This is a genomic window from Bacillus sp. CIS52 (assembly GCF_053545315.1).
The window spans coordinates 749776-767740 of the sequence record NZ_JBIUFR010000001.1; the positions used below are offsets into that span (position 1 = coordinate 749776).

The 17965-nt window shown below is 42.4% G+C and carries 18 protein-coding genes, 1 tRNA gene, 2 pseudogenes and 1 riboswitch; of the genes and pseudogenes, 7 read left to right on the forward strand and 14 right to left on the reverse strand.

What is annotated here, in order from left to right; genetic code table 11:
- Nucleotides 1-136 precede the first annotated feature (136 nt).
- Nucleotides 137-1549, forward strand: a complete 1413-nt coding sequence (locus ACH32G_RS03295) for an MDR family MFS transporter (protein WP_448813992.1) — start codon at nucleotides 137-139, stop codon at nucleotides 1547-1549.
- A 97-nt stretch (nucleotides 1550-1646) separates the two neighbouring features.
- Here ACH32G_RS03295 and ACH32G_RS03300 read toward each other — a convergent pair whose 3' ends face one another.
- The 12 genes and pseudogenes from ACH32G_RS03300 to ACH32G_RS03355 form a co-directional block, all read right to left on the reverse strand.
- Nucleotides 1647-1928, reverse strand: a complete 282-nt coding sequence (locus ACH32G_RS03300) for a putative quinol monooxygenase (protein ID WP_045925368.1) — start codon at nucleotides 1926-1928, stop codon at nucleotides 1647-1649.
- Nucleotides 1929-2009: 81 nt separating this feature from the next.
- Entirely contained in the window at nucleotides 2010-2930 is a 921-nt protein-coding gene (bla, locus tag ACH32G_RS03305; RefSeq protein ID WP_448814277.1) for a class A beta-lactamase, read from the reverse strand.
- Between the two features lie 308 nt (nucleotides 2931-3238).
- A complete protein-coding gene (locus ACH32G_RS03310; protein ID WP_448813993.1) occupies nucleotides 3239-4558 on the reverse strand; it encodes a Kelch repeat-containing protein in 1320 nt (439 codons plus the stop codon).
- Between the two features lie 199 nt (nucleotides 4559-4757).
- Nucleotides 4758-5126: a hypothetical protein gene (locus tag ACH32G_RS03315; protein WP_327813945.1), complete on the reverse strand. Its 369-nt coding sequence runs from the start codon at nucleotides 5124-5126 to the stop codon at nucleotides 4758-4760.
- A gap of 63 nt (nucleotides 5127-5189) precedes the next feature.
- Nucleotides 5190-5317, reverse strand: a pseudogene (locus ACH32G_RS03320) (hypothetical protein).
- 95 nt (nucleotides 5318-5412) lie between these two features.
- Nucleotides 5413-6210 (reverse strand): hypothetical protein, encoded by a 798-nt coding sequence (locus ACH32G_RS03325; RefSeq protein WP_327813944.1) that lies wholly within the window; start codon nucleotides 6208-6210, stop codon nucleotides 5413-5415.
- Nucleotides 6211-6487: 277 nt separating this feature from the next.
- A pseudogene (locus ACH32G_RS03330) lies at nucleotides 6488-6761 on the reverse strand (hypothetical protein).
- Between the two features lie 7 nt (nucleotides 6762-6768).
- The gene (locus ACH32G_RS03335; protein ID WP_448813994.1) at nucleotides 6769-7131 is read right to left on the reverse strand and encodes a hypothetical protein; all 363 of its coding nucleotides are present in this window, start codon (nucleotides 7129-7131) and stop codon (nucleotides 6769-6771) included.
- A gap of 972 nt (nucleotides 7132-8103) precedes the next feature.
- Entirely contained in the window at nucleotides 8104-9216 is a 1113-nt protein-coding gene (locus ACH32G_RS03340; RefSeq protein ID WP_327813942.1) for a WD40/YVTN/BNR-like repeat-containing protein, read from the reverse strand.
- 1215 nt (nucleotides 9217-10431) lie between these two features.
- Nucleotides 10432-10504, reverse strand: a tRNA-Val gene (locus ACH32G_RS03345).
- Between the two features lie 136 nt (nucleotides 10505-10640).
- The gene (gene metC / locus ACH32G_RS03350; protein WP_448813995.1) at nucleotides 10641-11816 is read right to left on the reverse strand and encodes a cystathionine beta-lyase; all 1176 of its coding nucleotides are present in this window, start codon (nucleotides 11814-11816) and stop codon (nucleotides 10641-10643) included.
- Nucleotides 11809-12930, reverse strand: coding sequence for a methionine biosynthesis PLP-dependent protein (locus ACH32G_RS03355; protein WP_269775572.1), 1122 nt, complete (start codon nucleotides 12928-12930; stop codon nucleotides 11809-11811). Before ACH32G_RS03355 ends, metC begins: the two co-directional genes overlap by 8 nt.
- A gap of 68 nt (nucleotides 12931-12998) precedes the next feature.
- Nucleotides 12999-13124: riboswitch (SAM riboswitch) on the reverse strand.
- A gap of 174 nt (nucleotides 13125-13298) precedes the next feature.
- Here ACH32G_RS03355 and ACH32G_RS03360 point away from each other — a divergent pair.
- The 6 genes from ACH32G_RS03360 (at nucleotide 13299) to ACH32G_RS03385 (ending at nucleotide 16844) form a co-directional block, all read left to right on the forward strand.
- Nucleotides 13299-14021 (forward strand): esterase family protein, encoded by a 723-nt coding sequence (locus ACH32G_RS03360; protein WP_016938189.1) that lies wholly within the window; start codon nucleotides 13299-13301, stop codon nucleotides 14019-14021.
- Between the two features lie 24 nt (nucleotides 14022-14045).
- A complete protein-coding gene (locus ACH32G_RS03365; RefSeq protein ID WP_016938190.1) occupies nucleotides 14046-14561 on the forward strand; it encodes a YjcG family protein in 516 nt (171 codons plus the stop codon).
- A gap of 4 nt (nucleotides 14562-14565) precedes the next feature.
- Nucleotides 14566-14997 (forward strand): GNAT family N-acetyltransferase, encoded by a 432-nt coding sequence (locus ACH32G_RS03370; protein WP_045925352.1) that lies wholly within the window; start codon nucleotides 14566-14568, stop codon nucleotides 14995-14997.
- Nucleotides 14998-15157: 160 nt separating this feature from the next.
- Nucleotides 15158-15391 (forward strand): AbrB/MazE/SpoVT family DNA-binding domain-containing protein, encoded by a 234-nt coding sequence (locus tag ACH32G_RS03375; protein ID WP_016938192.1) that lies wholly within the window; start codon nucleotides 15158-15160, stop codon nucleotides 15389-15391.
- Nucleotides 15392-16129 carry an ABC transporter ATP-binding protein gene (locus ACH32G_RS03380; protein ID WP_064777848.1) on the forward strand — a complete coding sequence of 246 codons (738 nt, stop codon included), beginning with the start codon at nucleotides 15392-15394 and terminating at the stop codon, nucleotides 16127-16129.
- Nucleotides 16122-16844: an ABC transporter permease gene (locus tag ACH32G_RS03385; protein WP_095240933.1), complete on the forward strand. Its 723-nt coding sequence runs from the start codon at nucleotides 16122-16124 to the stop codon at nucleotides 16842-16844. The genes ACH32G_RS03380 and ACH32G_RS03385 overlap by 8 nt, the downstream gene beginning before the upstream one ends.
- Before the next feature lie 41 nt (nucleotides 16845-16885).
- Here ACH32G_RS03385 and bla (ACH32G_RS03390) read toward each other — a convergent pair whose 3' ends face one another.
- Together bla (ACH32G_RS03390) and ACH32G_RS03395 are read right to left on the reverse strand one after the other, a co-directional pair.
- On the reverse strand, nucleotides 16886-17575 hold the full coding sequence (gene bla / locus ACH32G_RS03390) for a subclass B1 metallo-beta-lactamase (RefSeq protein ID WP_415272844.1): 690 nt from the start codon (nucleotides 17573-17575) through the stop codon (nucleotides 16886-16888).
- 129 nt (nucleotides 17576-17704) lie between these two features.
- Nucleotides 17705-17959 (reverse strand): hypothetical protein, encoded by a 255-nt coding sequence (locus ACH32G_RS03395; RefSeq protein WP_016938196.1) that lies wholly within the window; start codon nucleotides 17957-17959, stop codon nucleotides 17705-17707.
- Nucleotides 17960-17965: the final 6 nt, after the last annotated feature.

A 17965-nucleotide genomic window follows, 5' to 3' on the forward strand; every position in this document is an offset into this window, starting at 1 on the left:
ATAAAACAACAGGCAGCCCTGCTCCATGAAAACGGGCTGCCTTTTTATACCCCTCTTATTGTTGACAAAGAAACAAAAACACTCTATTATTTTGTTGACAAGGAAACAAAGACAGCAATTTTGAGAGGAGAATAATATGTCAACACATAAAAGAAATGAACTTCGGCTGCCAAAAGAAATTCTCACTGCCGCCTGGGCTATTGCACTGGGAGCAATCGCTCCAATGCTTGATTCTACGATGGTAAACATCGCCATCGGCAAACTGACTGAAGACTTCCACACGACATTGGATGCCATTCAGTGGTCCGTTACAGGCTATATGTTAGCACTTGCGATTGCAGTACCCGTATCCGGCTGGCTTATGAACAAATATAACGGCAAGAAAATCTTCATCGGCTCAGTCATCGCCTTTGGTGTCATTTCTGTTTTTGCGGGAATGAGCCGTGACGTTTCCAGCTTCATCTTCTTCCGTTTGCTTCAAGGATTCAGCGCCGGCATTATCACTCCGCTTATGTCAACACTCTTGGTTAAAACGGCAGGTCAGGAAAACCTGGGAAAAGTGATGGCAATCGTCAGCACCCCTATGATCTTCGGCCCGATCTTAGGACCTGTCATCGGAGGCTTCATCGTCCAAGGTGCTTCATGGCATTGGATTTTTTACATCAACGTGTTCATCGTTTTGATTGCTGCACCGCTTATGATGAAAACCATTCCGGACTTTGAACCATTCAACAAAGATCGGAAACTCGATATTTTCGGGATTATCAATTTGTCATTAATGAGCGCGGCATTGATGTACGGTATTACGAAAGCGGCGGATCATGCATCATTTAACAATAGTGACACGATCTTTTGGATGGTCATCGGTCTTGTTTCAGCAGCGATTTACCTCGTATATAATCGAATCAAAAAAAATCAAACCGTGCTGCCGATGAATTTGTTTGCTCACAAGAGCTTCTTAGCATCAGCGATCGGGTTGTTCTTAGCGAATGTTGCCATCATGGGGCCGATGTTAATACTTCCGCTGTTTTTTCAAAACTTCCGGCATTTCACGGCAGTCGAAGCAGCACTCGCTTTAATCCCTCAAGGAGTTGGAATGCTCGTGACTCGTCCGCTGACCGGAAAAATGATTGATAAGATTGGTGCGAAATACGTGGTTATGGTCAGTCTTGTTCTGTCGCTGATCGGATCTGTCCCGCTTATTTTTATCACCGATAACACAAGTATGATTTGGATTTCCGTCATATTGTTTATCCGCGGCACCAGTTTTGGAGGAATTATGCTCCCATTGATGAGTGACGCTTATACAGGTCTTGACAGTAAACAGCTTCCGGAAGCAGGTGTCGGTATTCATATGATTGAAAACCTCGGTTCCAGCTTTGGGTCAGCTGTGATCGCAACCGTTACCGCAACTGTCATACAAGGATTGCAGCCGACGATTTCGAACAGTTTAAAAGGCTACCATGCCGGATTCTTAATATCCGTCATCATCCTTGCGGCCATCTTCATTCCAAGTCTGTTCCTTACCCATAAAAAGACTGCGATATAAAGAACTTTTCAAAGTAAAAAACCCTTGCGCAGCAAGGGTTTTAGTGAATGAAACTGATGATTGTTGCTGGAAGAGTCGGCCAAACAGACAAAGCCTTTTACTCACTCACATTGCTTTTCATTAACCATTCTACTTCCGTTAATTTTTGTTTTTGAACGTCTTTTGTGTGCTTTTTCGTGAAATGGATTTTAACAGCTTCTTCGTTTTCCCAAATCTCCCAAAGCATGATTTTGCGTTCTGATGGTTCAAGCGGATGAGCATGGAACTGAATACAGCCTTCTTCTTTGTTCGTTTCTTCCTCAAGTTTTTTGAATTCCTTCATGATTTCATTAAGGTCTCTGTCGCTGATGATTTTTAAGCATGCTGTTATGTAATGCATCACAATTCCCCTTCTTCCCATCATTTTATGGCTTTACATTATCACATTTATCGAAAAAAATACCGCAATGAACGGCAATGTTTATTTAAGGCCATCAAGGGCGGCTTTTGCAGCCTCCGAGATAAGAGCATTATGATAATCGGCATCTTCTGTAAACCGGTTTGACAGGATTGCCAAAACAATTGGAGCTCTGTCAGGCGGCCAAACGATCGCAATGTCGTTTCGTGTGCCGTAACTTCCGGCTCCGGATTTATCGCCGACTTCCCACCCTGCGGGAGCGCCTGCCCGAATCAGTTCGTCGCCGGTAGCGTTGCCCCGCATCCAATCTGTTAAAATCGTGCGCTTGTCAGCCGTGAGAGTGTTACCCAAAGCGAAAGTCTTAAGGTCAGTTGCCAGTGCTTTTGCGGTGCTTGTGTCACGACGATCCCCGGGAATCGCCGAGTTTAAATCCGTCTCGAATCGATCAGCTTTCGTTACATGATCCCCGATCTGTTTCAATGACTTTTCGAAACCTTTAGGGCCGCCAAGCTGCTGGAGCAATAGGTTCCCGGCGGTATTATCGCTGTAACGGACAGCGGCTTCGGAGATTTCTTTCAGGCTCATGCCTGTATCCAGATGTTTTTCTGTGATTGGAGAATATGTAACAAGATCATCTTTGGTGTAGCGGATGATGTCATTAAGTTTTTCATTTGAGCTTTTCTTCAGAACAGCAGCTGCGGCCAGAACTTTATAGGTTGATGCGTAAGCAAACCGTTCATTCGGCCGGTAGGCGATTGTCTTATTTGACCCCGTATCAATCGCATAAACCCCGAGCTTGGCATCAAATTTTTTCTCAAGCTGAACAAATTTTTTGTTCGTTGTACAGCTTGTCATTTTTGTGTCTTCTATGGATTTCGCTTCAGCATGCGCTGAGCCGAATAAAGGGCTGAAACCGGTAAAGCTTAAACATAAAAGCCCAATGCATATTCCAACTTGTATTCTCGCTTTATTTTTCACATCCAGACCTCCTCATTATAATGATTTTTCATACTCCTTCTAATAAACATCACAAACAGGAAAACAGTCAATATTTTTCCTGTGAAATGTTTTCCGTGACAGTTAGGAAAGCAGCTAAAAAACGCCTGCTGACGGTAAACAGCCAGAGTCAATCAATCGAGCAGAAATGTTTACTGCCTCCTGTGAAGGCGGTCAAGGCCCGCACGTCAACGTTAGATTAATAGATAATACTCTAACAGGAAAGATCCTTGGCTCAAAAGAGCATTAACCATTTAACAAATAATTTGAGGGGTTTTTATGTAAATCTGTTTTTGTTAAGAGGTTTTGTCACTCTGATTACTGCTTTTATTGGTTGAATACTCACTCACTTCAAAAGTAAGGATATTCTTAAAAATAACATGATCTTTTCTGTTCTCGAACGGACCAATATTATTGTCGTGTTTGTCTATCTCGTATCTAGAAGGGCCTGTTCCCGACTCTTTTTTATCGTACCAGTTAACAAAATTATTTAACTCTTCCATCGAAAGATCAAATTCTTTTTCAAGTCCGTTTGTCATTGTTATAGTAAGGACAGCTCGATCAGCGTTCCCTTCCTCAGGAATATTGCCACCAGAACTCGGATCTCCCAAGTTATCATCTGGGTTTTTCTCTGTATACACCTGAACTGTTTTCATCATACCTGAAGTATCTACGGCAATAGAGCCACCTTTAGTAGTTCCCCCGATAATAAAAATATTATTATTTATTGTTGCCGCACCTGCAGCTATTCGAGAACTGGTTAGATTTTGAAAATCATTAACTGTATTTGCAACAGGGTCATAAATTACTGAACTATTTGATGCTTTTTTACTTGAATCTGATCCTCCCATTAAATAAATTTTATTATTATAAACCGTAGAAGCTATATAGCTTAATTTATCCCGCAAAGAGTATTTAAAGGTCCAATTATCAGTTTTGGGATCATACTCAAAAATGCTATTACTAAAACCACTTTTATTTTCGCCACCAATAGCATAAATTTTCTCTTTTACTGTTGCTGTGCTTAAAGCTCTTAATGGAATCGGCAGAGAACTTTTTTCAGACCAGGTTTTAGTCTCAGTATTGTACATATAAGTATTGGAAGTTGGACCTTCACTAGGATTAAATCCACCTATTAAATAAATATCCTTCCCTATAACTGTTGCAGATGATCCCGTTAGAGATTTAGGTAATTCTATACCTTTTGTCCATGAATCTGTGTTAATGTCATATATTTCAACAGTTTTTAAATAGGTCTTCGAACCAGAATTATCCTCGCCATAACCTCCGATTACATAGATTTTATGATCAACAACTGCAATAGCTGCACCTTCTCTCCCTTCATTCATAGAAACTTTTTCAATCCATTTATTTTGTTTAGGGTCATATACATAAATCTGGTTTTGAACTTTGCCGTTATTATTACCACCAATTACATAGATTTTACCGTCAATAACTGCAGTGCTAAAAAGAGATAGTCCCTTTGGTAAATCCTCTTTACCTTCCCAAGTTTTCACTCCAGTTTGATCTGCATTTTGAGCTTCTACTGAAGCAGTAGTAGTGAGTAACGCACTAAAAAAAATAAGAAACAAAACTATAATTATGTTTTTCTTCAAAAAAATCACTCTCCGAAAAGTTAATCTAGTAAAGAACAATACTATTATCGGTGAATTTTTAAATTTCTTTATAAATAATGATCTTTACTTTGTAAAGCATTAGTTCAGCGACCAACTTGTTTATAGACCTGAAACCTTCTATACGCAATTTTTCGTTTTTTTCGGAACATTATCACCAGCAATCGAAATTCTATACCTTTTATTCGAATTGGATAGATAGCCGCCAGCGCACCCGCTTGAAGTTTGGACAACAGCTGACCAACAATCTTCCACTTTTAAAAAGGGCATCAGCGATTCTTTCCTTATCCCAATCACTTACCTCTCCATCAACCTCTTGAACGATTACGTATTCTTCCTGGAGCGCATCAATTAAGCGCGGATCAGCAAGAATCGTCCTTTGATATGCGTCTCTTCTGTCAGCACCTCGGCGGGCGCCCGGCTGTCTTCCGTTTTGCAGCCATTCGAGAGTGAATTCAATGTCACTGATCATGCTACTGATAATCTTTTTGTCGTTGATCTGTTCAGCCGTCAGATTGACTTCAGCCGTATCTTTGTAGAGCCGATACATTTTTCTTGTTTCTCTTAAAGCTCGTTTGTATTCAATGATTAACTTGCATTCTGATTCCTCCCCTTATTTGCGCTTAAATGCGCCGCCCTTGCCTCGTTTAAGTGTTTGCATGTTCGTGTTCATCATTTGTTGCCAGAAACGATCTGAGCGCTCCTGCGTGTTTTATTGAGCTTTTTCTTTTCCAGCTTCATGTCATTCCTCCGTTCAAATAAAAAACGGACACCAATCAGAGCACAGTGATTCTGTGCAATGATCAGTGTCCGCAGGCTTTCCGTCTTGGACTATATTAAGCTTTGTCTTTTATAAACATTTTCTTATCACATAGTTCATCTAATTTTATTATCTTTGTTTCCGTGCATAATTTGGGCTTTGGTTCATTTCCTAACAAAATAAGTTCCTTGCTGATTGCATGTAAAACATACCAATAGTCCTCACTCTCTTCATTTGTTGAAGGATTTTGTTGACGTTCTTGTTCGGATCTATCTATAACAATATATTTATCTTTTGACCATTCGACTAATCTGGATACCGGCCTCATTAAAAACGGAACTGGTAAAGAAAAAACAAAAGGAAGAGCCAGGATGCAAATTAGTTTAGTTAATTGGTTCTCATCTTTGGTACTTCCGATTATAAAACCATCAAGCGCAACGTAGAACAAGATTAAACATATTACAAAAATAATAACAATGCTACACCTTGCCAAATATGGTTTGAAAAAATTCGAAAATCCCCAGTCCTTGTCCTCAAATTCTTTGATAAACAATATAATTATGAATAATATTTCTCCAATCGTAGCAGTTATTGTACCAACCGTCGTAGATGTATTGAAATTAACTGTCCATTCTGGTAAATTGCTCAAGCTTAGTATAGAAAGAAAAACCGCTGTCCAAAATACTGTCTGCCAAAAGTGACGCCAAATCATTATTGTAAACAATTTCTCTTTAGAAAAAAGCTTCTTTTCAAATATATTGGCAGTTAAAGTAGTTATTGGCCTAAATGTTACAACTAACCCGTAAGCTAAGATACCTGCAGCAGCTATATAACCTGGTATCCCAATACTCTTAAGCAAACCAACAACATCCATAACATTTCCTCCTCTTCTAAATAGTCTCTTTTTAAGATCGGCAAATTATGGATTTTCTTTAGTTTTTTAAAAAATACTATTAAATCGGGTTCATTTGTCATTCCTCTTCTCTATTACTTATCAATATCTTGAAAAAACGTCGTAGCCGTGAACGAAATGATTGCCCCAATCAAAGCAAGGTCCACTTTCTCTTTCCTGCCTTTATTCGTAATGAAAATAAAACCAGAATCCTAACCCCATCAGCAGAAAAACTATTCTTAGCGCCATCGAATCCCCCTTATTTGATATGACAATTGACTGATTCAAATGTTCCCATGTAGTTCCCCTTGCCGGATTCCAGATTGATGGAATATATTCCCTTTACGCTCTTATTCTGGATTGTTTTCACGTTGAATAATTTCAGAGGCGTTGCCGTTTTAAAATCTTGTATAAGTGGGGGCATACGTGAACACCCGACTGCTCTACACGGATTGATTTTGCCAGCCAGACCAAGCCGCGGAAGCAGACGGAGCAACGGCCGCCGCTCCCGTTAGTAATACCGCTGATAGAATTTCCTTGTTATTGCTTCTCCTGCTTTTTGTATTCTGCGATTTCCTTAGGGGTGGCCATTCGGATTTCGTCTGTGTCTGTCCTGTTTGCCGCTTGAACGCCTTCCATGTTTTTCACCTCGCCGACTACTCCCAAATGCTTTAAATACACATGATCGCCAATCTTGAAACGATTCTGTTTGGCCCGCTCCTCGATCACGCCCCTGTACTCAGCCGCGGCTTTCTTTTTTAAATCAGCCAGACACTTTTCACAAAGTGTTATTGTTACAGAATTGCCGTTAAAATCAGCAAACGAAACCGCTCTGACAGATTTCTTTTCCGGGTGCATCGAGCATGTTTTCTTCATAGGCGATGGCCGTGTGAATTTAATCATTCCGCTTCCTCCTCAAAACATGTCTTTTCGTCCCTCTGACATAACAGCGGATGAATGGGAAGGTCCAACCGCATACGAACCGTCACGACACATGGAGATTGCCTTTCCTTCGCCGTCTGACGGATATTCATACATCCTTCATAGCTGTAAGCCTATATTCCTTTATATTCCCAATGCTTGCCGCACTTCCCTGTTAGGATGAAGTTTCTAAAGCTGTTGACCAGTTGCCGCATGTTGGCTCCATGCGAAAAGCCATGTGGACCGCCGTATCCCAATTCATACGGGTAATTTTCAGCCCTCTAATATGTGTGTATGCTTTTTAAAGGAGGTGCATCACATGATGTTCTAACAACCAATTCAACTTAAATAAAGTGATTTAGTCGACAAAAAGATTGTCAGGAGCAAAAAGAACGGTGAATCTAAAAGCAATTGATCTTTTTGAATATGGATTGTTAGTCAACGCATTTTCCAAATTAATAAGAAGCCCCCCTCAGTTAATGGTGGGGGGCTTGATAACGTGGCCGATATTTCTTTATTGAACTCAAATGTCTGCATTCCAATACCGTCCAGATATACTTTCTATAGATTGGAATATTTTAAGCATGGATTTCGGAGAAACGAGAATCTAGCAAGGAGGTTTATCCACGATCACTTATAGTTATCAGTATATCCATAAAAAAGGTCAAGGAAATACCTTAACTATATATTAACCTTACCAATTTACATTCAAGCTCATCATGTTCGAATCCGTAAAAACCATTGATCCACACGTCACCGCAGCTGGCTCCTTGTGTACTCATTAAAAGTAGTGATTTCTCCATCCACCCATTCTTCCGCGCTCAGATTCAAATGATTACCTATACCCTAGCTTAGTCGGCCAATAATGAAGATTTGTGTCATCAGCTATAGTGTTTCTATTTGACTATATTATAAAGGCAATACCTAAAAAGATATTGCCTGTTTCATTTATTATTATGAGTTTTCCGCCATAATAACACCGTTAATATTATTTTTTATTCCACTGTTAATGGAAATCCATCGTTTACCATCTAAGGAGAATAAAACAGTTCCAGAATCCCCCACTGCAACAAAACGGTTATTTACGTTATCCCATTCAACATCATTTAGTTTGTTGGTTGTAGGAGAAGTTGCTTTAGTCCAATTGTCTGCATCCTCAGAATAATAAATTGCTCCAAGATCTCCTACAGTAATGTATACACCATCTTTATATGTAACAGAATTCAGAGGAGTATTATACCCCAGTACCGTCGTTTTAAAATTTTCGCCTTTATCAGAGGAAACAGCAACTAAACCATAATCGCTAAATGTCCCTCCTGCTTGTTGGCCAACAGCCACAACCTTATCTCCATTGTAAATGGCATCAAAATATTCACCATCAAAACTTCCTTTTCTAGTAAAATTAATACCATCAGAAGACTCACTTATATAGTTTGTAGCATATGAGTTACCAAACATAAGAATCTTATCATCAATTGCAACTCCAGTGAACACGACACCTAAGTAGCCACCTGTGGTGTAACTTGAGTTTTTGGATTTATAGCCATTGACTTTCTGTGACCAGTTCGCATCACCGCCAATTGATGTGAAAATTGTTGAAGTGGTCCCATATGTGCGTGATTCTCCTCCACCGGCGGCAAATTTATTATCACTTGTTTTGATCAAATCAAAAATTGGCCCGCCTCTAAAACTCCCAAGTTGATCCCATACTTTTAAACTATTATTCCATTTTAGTATTTTTGCATAATAACCATCGTCTGCAGTAGCATATAGGTTTTTGCCATCAAATGATTTCACATCTTTAATTGGTGTTGTTGATGATTTATAAACCCATTTGTTATCAGTATAATTAAAAACTGAACTAGAATTAACAAAATTATAATGACTTATATCTCCCGACTCAGATAATAATGAAGCATTTTCACTAGGAAGAATGCCTACCTCTGCAGCAGAAGCTACATTGTCTATAAAAGAAGTTTGTGGACCTGACTCAGTTAGAAAACCTACACAACCCAAAATAGAAACTGAGGAAACTACTTTCAATAACATACTACTTTTTCTATTCATATGTACCTCCATAATCTAATAATTATAAATCATTTCAATATTTTCATTTCGCAATATTAACATATCATTTAAAAAAAGTAAATTCATCCTAAATAATAGAATCACACCTATGGATAAAGGACTTTTTCACTATCAGGTATGACTGTGAATTTTATCAAATAAAATAGCAATCAGCCAAAGTGAATTTCATATCCTACCAATAATTTAAACAATAAAATGTATCTAACGACTAAATAAGTAAAATAATGTATTAGTTCTACTTCATCAAGTGTCACTTCTGCATGAGTTCCTTTATTTACTGCTTCATGACGCGATCTGACCTTTAAATCTCAAATGTAACCCAACAATAGATGAAAACTCTTTGCTAGTAGACTTGCTCAATATGTGGGTAAAGAGAATCAGCAATCTCTTTATAATTCTTCTGCAGGTATGTACTGCATTTGCCCAATCTTCATTATTGGTTGATTTAAGATTTTCGTGTACTAAAATAATTTTTTAAATTGCCTTTGGACAGATTTCTTTAAGAGCAGTGTCAACAGTTTTACGTTTTCGTTTAAAAATATACTCTGTTATCTCACCAAGTTTTAATTCATGTTTTAAATAAATACATACTCGTATAATCTAGATTTGACCTTCTCAATCTTCTGTGTATCTTCTCGTATTGCTAGAGCCATGTTTTTCCGTCCAAGGGCAAATAACCCCTTGGCGGTATATGAAGTGATTGAGAGGAAATAGAGATACCTCTATCATAAGCCATATTCATTCTAGCTTTTGAGGTTCAACAGTCGCTTCCATTACAGCAGTTTGTTTCTATAAATGCTCTTCAACTTTATTGTATCTTTGACTTTACTGTCTGGGTTATCTTTAATAGCATCTACTAGACTTACGTAAGCTTACCTACTTTTGTTAAGTATCATCTTCTGAATGTTATACAGCATTCGCAGTGTTTTAAAGCGCGTATTTATCGTGATGAGCGTCTGAAATAATCCGTCTAAGTCATTGAGATCACGAAGTTTACGCCTGCGTGTTCGTTTAATTGGTTTCCCTTTTCGAATATCATCCATAAAAAAAAGAACGCCTCCTATTCCAGTTTAATAGAATAAGAAACGTTCAAACACGGTAACGGCCCGCCGCTACCCTGCGCCTTAATACGACTAAGTCAACGCAATAAAAAACGGCTAGAAACGTTGATATAACGCCTCTAACCGCAGTGTATGATTCCGACTGGGCTCGAACCAGCGACCTCTACCCTGTCAAGGTAGCGCTCTCCCAGCTGAGCTACGGAATCATGATATGTATGTGTTGCTGGGTATGTTGTTGTCTCTCTGACATTTATAATTATATATCCTGCTTAGCCGTTCGTCAACACTTTTTTATCAAAAATAAAAAAAGGGGCGGCGCTCAATTGGCGCCGCCCTTTTCATTTATAATCTGACTTTGGCGGGAGTTATTTTTTTCAATGCCTGTTCGAAGTCGCGTTCTAAATCTTCGGCGTTTTCGACCCCGACGCTCAGGCGCAGAAGGCCGTCTGTGATGCCGCGTTTTTCCCTCTCCGCTTTCGGCATGGCGGCATGCGACATGGTTGCAGGGTATGAGAGAATGGATTCAACGGCGCCTAGGCTGACCGCAAATACCGGAAGAGATACATTTTCGACCAGCTTTTTGACGGCTTCTTTGCTTTCCAGTTCAAAGGACAGGACGGCGCCCGCTCCGCTTGCTTGCCGTTTATGGATATCGGCTCCCGGGTGTCCGGCAAGGCCGGGATAGTAAACGTTTTTGACGGCGGGGTGCCCGTCAAAAAAGGCAGCCAGCCGTTCAGCCGTCCGGCTCGCTTTTTCCAGTCTGACCTGCAATGTTTTTAAGCCTCTCAATACGAGCCAGCAGTCCTGAACGCCGAGCACCGCTCCAAATGAGTTTTGCAGCTTATACAGCTGATTGCCGAGCTCTTCATCCTTGACGGCGGCAAGGCCTGACAGCACATCGCTGTGGCCGCTTAAAAATTTCGTCGCGCTGTGAAGCACGATATCTACGCCGAAATCAAGCGGCCGCTGCAGTGCAGGCGTCATGAAAGTGTTGTCAAGGTATGTCAGACAGCCGTGTTCTTTTGCCAGCTCGACGACGGCTTTAACGTCCGTGATGCCGAGCGTCGGGTTTGACGGTGTTTCCATATAGATGGCTTTCGTATTCGGCTGGATGGCGCGGGCAACCGCTTCTGTGTCCGTCATATCGACAAAAGTGTGTTCGATTCCGAAACGGGACAGCACTTCTGTCACCATGCGGAATGTTCCGCCGTATACATCCTCCGTGACGAGAACATGGTCGCCTTGGGATAAGAGCAGAAACGCCGTCGAAATCGCCGCCATTCCGGAGCTGAAAGCAAAGCCTCTCGTTCCGCCTTCAAGACCTGCGATCGTTTCTTCAAGCGCTGTTCTTGTCGGTGTGCCGGAGCGGCTGTAATCATATGTCCCGAATTCTTCAAAGGAAGACTGATGAAATGTGGAAGCATGCTGAATCGGCACGCTGACGGCTCCTGTAGCTCCGTCAGTTTTAAATGGATTGTGCACGAGCTGGGTTTCCAGCGTCCAATTTTGATTACTCATATGACACGGCCCCCTCTTTTACTTGCTGTAATGCCTGCTTTACATCCCGCTTCAAGTCTTCTGCATGTTCAATTCCCACTGAAAATCTCAGCAGGCGGTTGCAGACGCCGTTTGCGATACGGATATCTTCCGGAATGTCCATGTGCGTCTGTGTCGCGGGGTATGTAATAAAGCTTTCCACCCCGCCGAGACTTTCTGCAAAACAGATCGTTTTCAGCGCCTTTAAAAACGGATTGACCCATTCCTCTTTTTGCAGCCGGAAAGAAAGCATTCCGCCTTTTCCGGGATATAACACGTCGGCGATTTCTTCTTCCTGTTCTAAAAATTCTGCAAGTTCACGGGCGTTTTCTTCATGACGCTGCATTCTGAGCCCGAGTGTTTTCATCCCTCTCATTAAAAGCCACGAATCAAATGGCGGGAGAACGGCTCCGATCGCATTTTGGTGATTAAACATGATGTCGCCGAGCTCTTCATCCTTTACGACAGCAAGACCGGCAAGGAGATCATTGTGCCCGCCTAAATATTTTGTGGCGCTGTGAATGACGATATCGGCTCCCAGTTCAAGCGGGCGCTGGATGACCGGGGTATAAAACGTATTATCGACAATCAAGAGCAGGCCGGCTTCTTTCGTAATCCGGGCGATTTTTTCAATGTCCGCCTCCTGCATTAACGGGTTTGTCGGCGTTTCAACAAATACCGCTTTCGTGTTTTCCGTTAATTTGGAGCGTAAACAGTCTTCATCGCTGAAATCATCGTAAATAAAGCTTAAGCCGTATTTTCTCCATTCATTTTCAAACAAACGGTATGTGCCTCCGTATAAATCGGAGGATACAATCAATTCATCCCCGCTTTTAAATAAAGCCATAATCGTTTGAATGGCTGCCATTCCCGAGCTGAAAGCAAAGCCTCTCGCACCGTTTTCCAACACGGCGATAGCGTCTTCAACGAGCTGGCGTGTCGGGTTTTTCGTGCGCACGTAATCAAAACCTGTAGATTCTCCTATTCCTCTATGCCGGTAAGCGGTGGACAGATAAATCGGCGGACTGACCGTTCCTGTTGCTTCTTCGCTTCTATTTCCAATTTGGGCTAATTTTGTTTCAACATGCTGCGTCATCAGTAAGCACCATCCTTTTCAAAAATAAAAAAGCTCCCTCTTCATAAGAAGAAGGAGCTTTTCTCTTCCTCTTATCTTCCAAGCATGTGAATCGCTTGCTGGATTTAGCACCTTGGCACTTTGCCTTCCCGCGGCAAAGCAAACCGGTTGCTGAGGTTTCAAAGGGCCAGTCCCTCCACCTCTCGTGATAAGAATATTGTTTTGTATTTTCTGATTGTTCTATATTAACGCACTATAAAATGGATTTCAACAACTTTTTAATTTTCTGAACTCTCGCAAGAAGTGCATCTGAAGAAAGAAATTTCTAATAATTCATGGTACAATAGGGAAAAACCATCAAGACAAGAAGCGGCCTGGAGGAATGCGAAGTGGCACCGAAAACCGGAATCATTCATGAGAAAAAACTTTTCTCTCATGAGCTTGAAGAAGAAATGACCGTTTTGGTCTACCTGCCCAACACTTACTCCCCTCTGTATAAATATCATACGGTCATCGCCCAGGACGGCCATGATTATTTCAGATTAGGGAGGATCGGGCGGCAGGCGGAAGAGCTCATGTCAAAAGGGGAAATTGACCGCTGCATCATTATCGGCGTCCCATATAAAAATGTGCGGGAGCGAAGAAACACATACCATCCCGAAGGCTCTAAGTTCGCCTCATATAAACGGTTTATCGCAAATGAGCTCGTTCCTTTTATCGACAAAGAATATCCGACTTATCAAGTCGGATACGGCCGCACCATGATCGGGGATTCCCTCGGCGGAACCGTCTCGCTCATGACGGCGATTGACTATCCGAACATGTTTGGAAACGTCATCATGCAGTCTCCGTATGTTGACGGGCACGTGCTGGATGCCGTCCGGCAGTCGGAGGATCTCAAACAGATATCCGTTTATCATCAAATCGGAGAAAAAGAAACCGATGTCCACACGACGGACGGCCAGGTGCTTGATTTCACCGCGCCGAACGAAGAGCTCAAACAGCTGCTGGAAAGCAAACAGTCTGAATACACGTATGAAACCTTTGACGGGGATCATAAATGGACATACTGGCAGCCGCTCATCACGCCGGCGCTGAAAAAAATGCTGTAACCATTCATTAAGGAGGGAACTTTCATGAAATACGGTATTGTTTTATTTCCATCAAAAAAATTACAGGATCTCGCAAATTCGTACCGGAAACGCTACGACCCGAGCTACGCGCTCATACCGCCGCATCTGACGGTAAGAGATCCGTTTGAAGCGACAGAACAGGAAATCGAGCAGATCGTATCACAGCTGAGACAGACGGCGAAAGAGTCGCACCCGCTCGTTCTGAAGATCACAAAATACAGCTCGTTTTCTCCTGTGAATAATGTGATATATATGAAAGCGGAGCCGACGGAGGAATTAAAAACTCTGAGTGAGAAATGCTACTCAGGAGCATTGTCCGGTAAGCCGGAATACAGCTTCGTTCCGCATGTCACGGTCGGCCAGAAGCTGTCGTCAGATGAACATTCCGACGTACTCGGACAGCTGAAAATGCAGGACATTTCCCACGAAGAAGTCATCGACCGTTTTCACCTGCTCTATCAGCTGGATAACGGCTCATGGACTGTGTACGAAACATTTTTATTAGGCGGAGGAGAATAACTGTTTGGAAGCCATCGTTGCAAAAACTGAAAAACATCTGAATGACGCTTTTTTCGTCAGAAAAGAGGTCTTTGTGAAAGAGCAGCACGTTCCGGAAGAAGAGGAAATTGATCAATTCGAAGACGCGTCAGAGCATATAGTCATATATGACGGCGGCCAGCCGGTCGGAGCCGGCAGATGGCGCTTGAAAGACGGGCGCGGAAAATTAGAGCGCATCTGCGTGATGAAAAGCCACCGCTCTCTCGGTGTCGGAGCAATCATTATGCAGGCGCTTGAAAAAGCGGCGGCCGCCCAGGGCGCCGGCAGCTTTATCTTACATGCGCAGACGCAGGCGGTTCCGTTTTATGAAAAACAAGGGTACCGCGTCACATCCGGCGAAGAATTTCTCGATGCCGGCATCCCCCACCTGGAAATGATAAAGGAACACAAATTATAAAATCAAAAGCACTTCTGCTGATATGGCAGGAGTGCTTTTTTTATGAAAATATTACTTTTTCATGAATTTTATTGAATTTTATGGAAGGTTAATGTATGTTTAGTATACGAAGTATTACAATTCATACAAAAAATACAATTCACACAACGGAGGGATACACATGACAGCACCTAAAGGAAAGCATATATTCGGGACCGTTAAAGTTGGCACAAAAGGCCAGATTGTCATTCCTAAAGAAGCAAGAGATGTTTTTGATATAAATCCCGGGGACTCACTGCTTATGCTCGGGGATGACCAGCAGGGTATCGCACTTGTAAAACAAGAACTCTTTTTCGAATTTGCAAAAGATATTTTAAACGCAAAGCAAATTGACGCAGATGGCGAGGATGAGTAAATGCACGCGATTGAGCTGAAGCAATTAACGAAACATTATAAAGAAACCGCCGCCGTTGACCGTCTTGATTTTTCAGTTGAAAAAGGAGAATTTTTCGCTTTACTCGGTGAGAATGGAGCTGGAAAAACGACATTAATCAGCATGCTTTGCGGCCTCCTTTCTCCGGATGAAGGTGATGCATCAGTGCTCGGCTTCAGCATTTTGACTGATTTGGATAAAATTAAACCGAAAATGAATATATCTCCGCAGGAAACAGCCATTGCCCCTCATTTAACCGTACGGGAAAACTTAGAGTTTATAGCCGGAGTCTATGGAATTTCCAAAAAAGAAGGAAAAAAAAGAACGGATGAGATGCTCGAATTGTTTCAATTAAAAGAGAAAGAAAGAGCAAAAACAAAAACATTATCAGGCGGAATGCAGCGCCGGCTCAGCATCGCCATGGGTATGATTACAAAGCCGGATATTTATTTCTTAGATGAGCCGACATTAGGGCTGGACGTCCGTTCACGCCGCGAGTTGTGGAAAAATCTTGAGGCATTAAAGGGAGACATGACGATTATTTTAACGACACACTATTTAGAAGAGGCCGAAGCCCTGGCAGACCGTATTTGCATTTTAGAAAATGGGACATTAAAAGCACTGGGTACGGCAGAGGCTCTGAAAAAGCAAACTCATTCAGCCACATTTGAAGATGCCTTTTTAGCGATTTGTGACGGGGAGGCGGGACTTTATGCTTGATTTCGCCATACGCAACCGCAAAGAGATTTTTCGTGATCCCCTATCTATCATCCTTGGAATCGCACTGCCTGTTATTCTATTGTTTCTGTTTACGGCGATTGAGAAAAATGCGCCGCTTGACACCTTTAAAGTCCAGCATTTAGCACCCGGACTCATTGTTTTCGGCTTTGCTTTCCTTACGATGTTCTCTGCCTTGCTGATCGCAAAAGACAAACAGACCGCTCTTCTGACCCGTTTGTTTGCTTCTCCTTTAAAAACAGCCGATTATGTCATCGGTTATACACTGCCGATGCTCCCGTTAGCCGTTTTACAAATTGTCATTTGTTTTACCGCAGCAGCGGCTGCCGGTTTGTCAGCCGAATGGATCAATCTTCTCGCCGGTATCGCTGTACTGCTGCCGATTGCGATGATGTCCGTTTTCTTCGGTTTATGTTTAGGGGCTGTGTTTACGGACAAACAAATTTCAGGTATCGGAACGATTTATATAACACTCGTGCAATTTCTGGGCGGAGCTTGGATGGATGTTAATCTGCTCGGTGAGACGTTCAGACATATTGCTTATGCCTTGCCGTTTATCCACTCGATCGAGCTGGCCCAGGAAGTCATATCCGGAGATTATTCTTCATTTCATCAGCATGTTTGGCCGATAGCGGGATATACCGTTTTGGCGCTTGCACTTGCTTTCCTCAGTTTTATAAAAATTAGGAAGAGATAAAAAAAGCCGGCACTCCGTAATGGGAGCGCCGGTCTTCTTTTTTACGTTTCTTTCAGAAGGCTTATCGTATGCGGCAGCAGACGATCATCCCCCGGGCTGCCGTGGCCCGGAACGACAATACTGATATCTTGATATCTTTTCATCACTTTGCGGACGGCTCGCGGCCAGTGGTCCGGGTAAAACCCAGGAGTAGGCACGATTTCCTTTGTTTCTAATGACTTGATTAAGCATCCGCCGAATAAGAGCTTATCCTCAGGCAGCCAGACAGTCATATTGTCTTCCGTGTGCCCTTTACCCGGATAAAACGTTTCAATTTTCATATCGCCAAACTGCAGCTTGGTCACGTTTTTCAAATCTCCGAGCGGCCGGTCATATCCCTGCTGCCGGGCGAAGTCGGCGGTCAGCTTCGTGCTGTGGACCTTTACGCCGTATGTATACAGGGTGTTCAGCCCGCCGATGCGATCGTCATGGGCGTGTGTCACAATGGCATCGGTCATCTTTTTACCGGGAAACTGCTGTTTTATTTTTGTCATTAATTGCTCTGTGAGACTGTCATTCCATGGCGTATCAATCAGTACGATTCCTTTGGACGTCTCAAGGAGCAATCCGTTCGCAGGGACGGGACTTCCGTCTGCCATGCCGGTGCTTGTATGCATCCAAACATGCGGCGCCAGCTGTGTGAGAGTGACATCTTTTGCTGCGGAGCCCGCCGATGCGTGCGCCGGTTTCATTCCGGCAATAAAGAGGCCGAATAAAAACAACCCCGCGATGAATAATGTATACCTTCTCAAAAAAAAATCATCTCCTTCTTCACCTTTTATATATACGACTCAAAAAAACCCGGATATTTTCCGGGTTTTTCACACGTATTGATTAATCAATCGGCCTTTTCCCATAATTTGCGGCAGACGGGAAAGAGAGCGCTTACGTTTTTCCTCATGTACGTTCTTTTCTGCGGCTGCGGTGTTTTCCTGGCGGCGCTCCACCTCTCTGTACATCCTGTCATTGGCGAGGGCGGCCGCTTTCGTAATGCCGGCGTAATCAGGCCTATAACCCGCTGTCCGGTTTGCGTATTGAGTATACTGCTGGTTTTGAATCCGTCCTGCATAAATCATATGTAC

What these genes read in the sequence shown, in the direction of transcription:
- ACH32G_RS03395 (WP_016938196.1), bottom strand. Translation starts at nt 17,959, where the DNA reads ATGATTTATGCAGGACGGATTCAAAACCAGCAGTATACTCAATACGCA.
- metC (WP_448813995.1), bottom strand. Translation starts at nt 11,816, where the DNA reads ATGAGTAATCAAAATTGGACGCTGGAAACCCAGCTCGTGCACAATCCA.
- ACH32G_RS03385 (WP_095240933.1), top strand. Translation starts at nt 16,122, where the DNA reads ATGCTTGATTTCGCCATACGCAACCGCAAAGAGATTTTTCGTGATCCC.
- ACH32G_RS03365 (WP_016938190.1), top strand. Translation starts at nt 14,046, where the DNA reads ATGAAATACGGTATTGTTTTATTTCCATCAAAAAAATTACAGGATCTC.
- ACH32G_RS03325 (WP_327813944.1), bottom strand. Translation starts at nt 6,210, where the DNA reads ATGGATGTTGTTGGTTTGCTTAAGAGTATTGGGATACCAGGTTATATA.
- ACH32G_RS03295 (WP_448813992.1), top strand. Translation starts at nt 137, where the DNA reads ATGTCAACACATAAAAGAAATGAACTTCGGCTGCCAAAAGAAATTCTC.
- ACH32G_RS03300 (WP_045925368.1), bottom strand. Translation starts at nt 1,928, where the DNA reads ATGCATTACATAACAGCATGCTTAAAAATCATCAGCGACAGAGACCTT.
- ACH32G_RS03335 (WP_448813994.1), bottom strand. Translation starts at nt 7,131, where the DNA reads ATGATTAAATTCACACGGCCATCGCCTATGAAGAAAACATGCTCGATG.
- ACH32G_RS03380 (WP_064777848.1), top strand. Translation starts at nt 15,392, where the DNA reads ATGCACGCGATTGAGCTGAAGCAATTAACGAAACATTATAAAGAAACC.
- ACH32G_RS03315 (WP_327813945.1), bottom strand. Translation starts at nt 5,126, where the DNA reads ATGTATCGGCTCTACAAAGATACGGCTGAAGTCAATCTGACGGCTGAA.
- ACH32G_RS03355 (WP_269775572.1), bottom strand. Translation starts at nt 12,930, where the DNA reads ATGACGCAGCATGTTGAAACAAAATTAGCCCAAATTGGAAATAGAAGC.
- ACH32G_RS03375 (WP_016938192.1), top strand. Translation starts at nt 15,158, where the DNA reads ATGACAGCACCTAAAGGAAAGCATATATTCGGGACCGTTAAAGTTGGC.
- bla (WP_415272844.1), bottom strand. Translation starts at nt 17,575, where the DNA reads ATGAAACCGGCGCACGCATCGGCGGGCTCCGCAGCAAAAGATGTCACT.
- ACH32G_RS03340 (WP_327813942.1), bottom strand. Translation starts at nt 9,216, where the DNA reads ATGAATAGAAAAAGTAGTATGTTATTGAAAGTAGTTTCCTCAGTTTCT.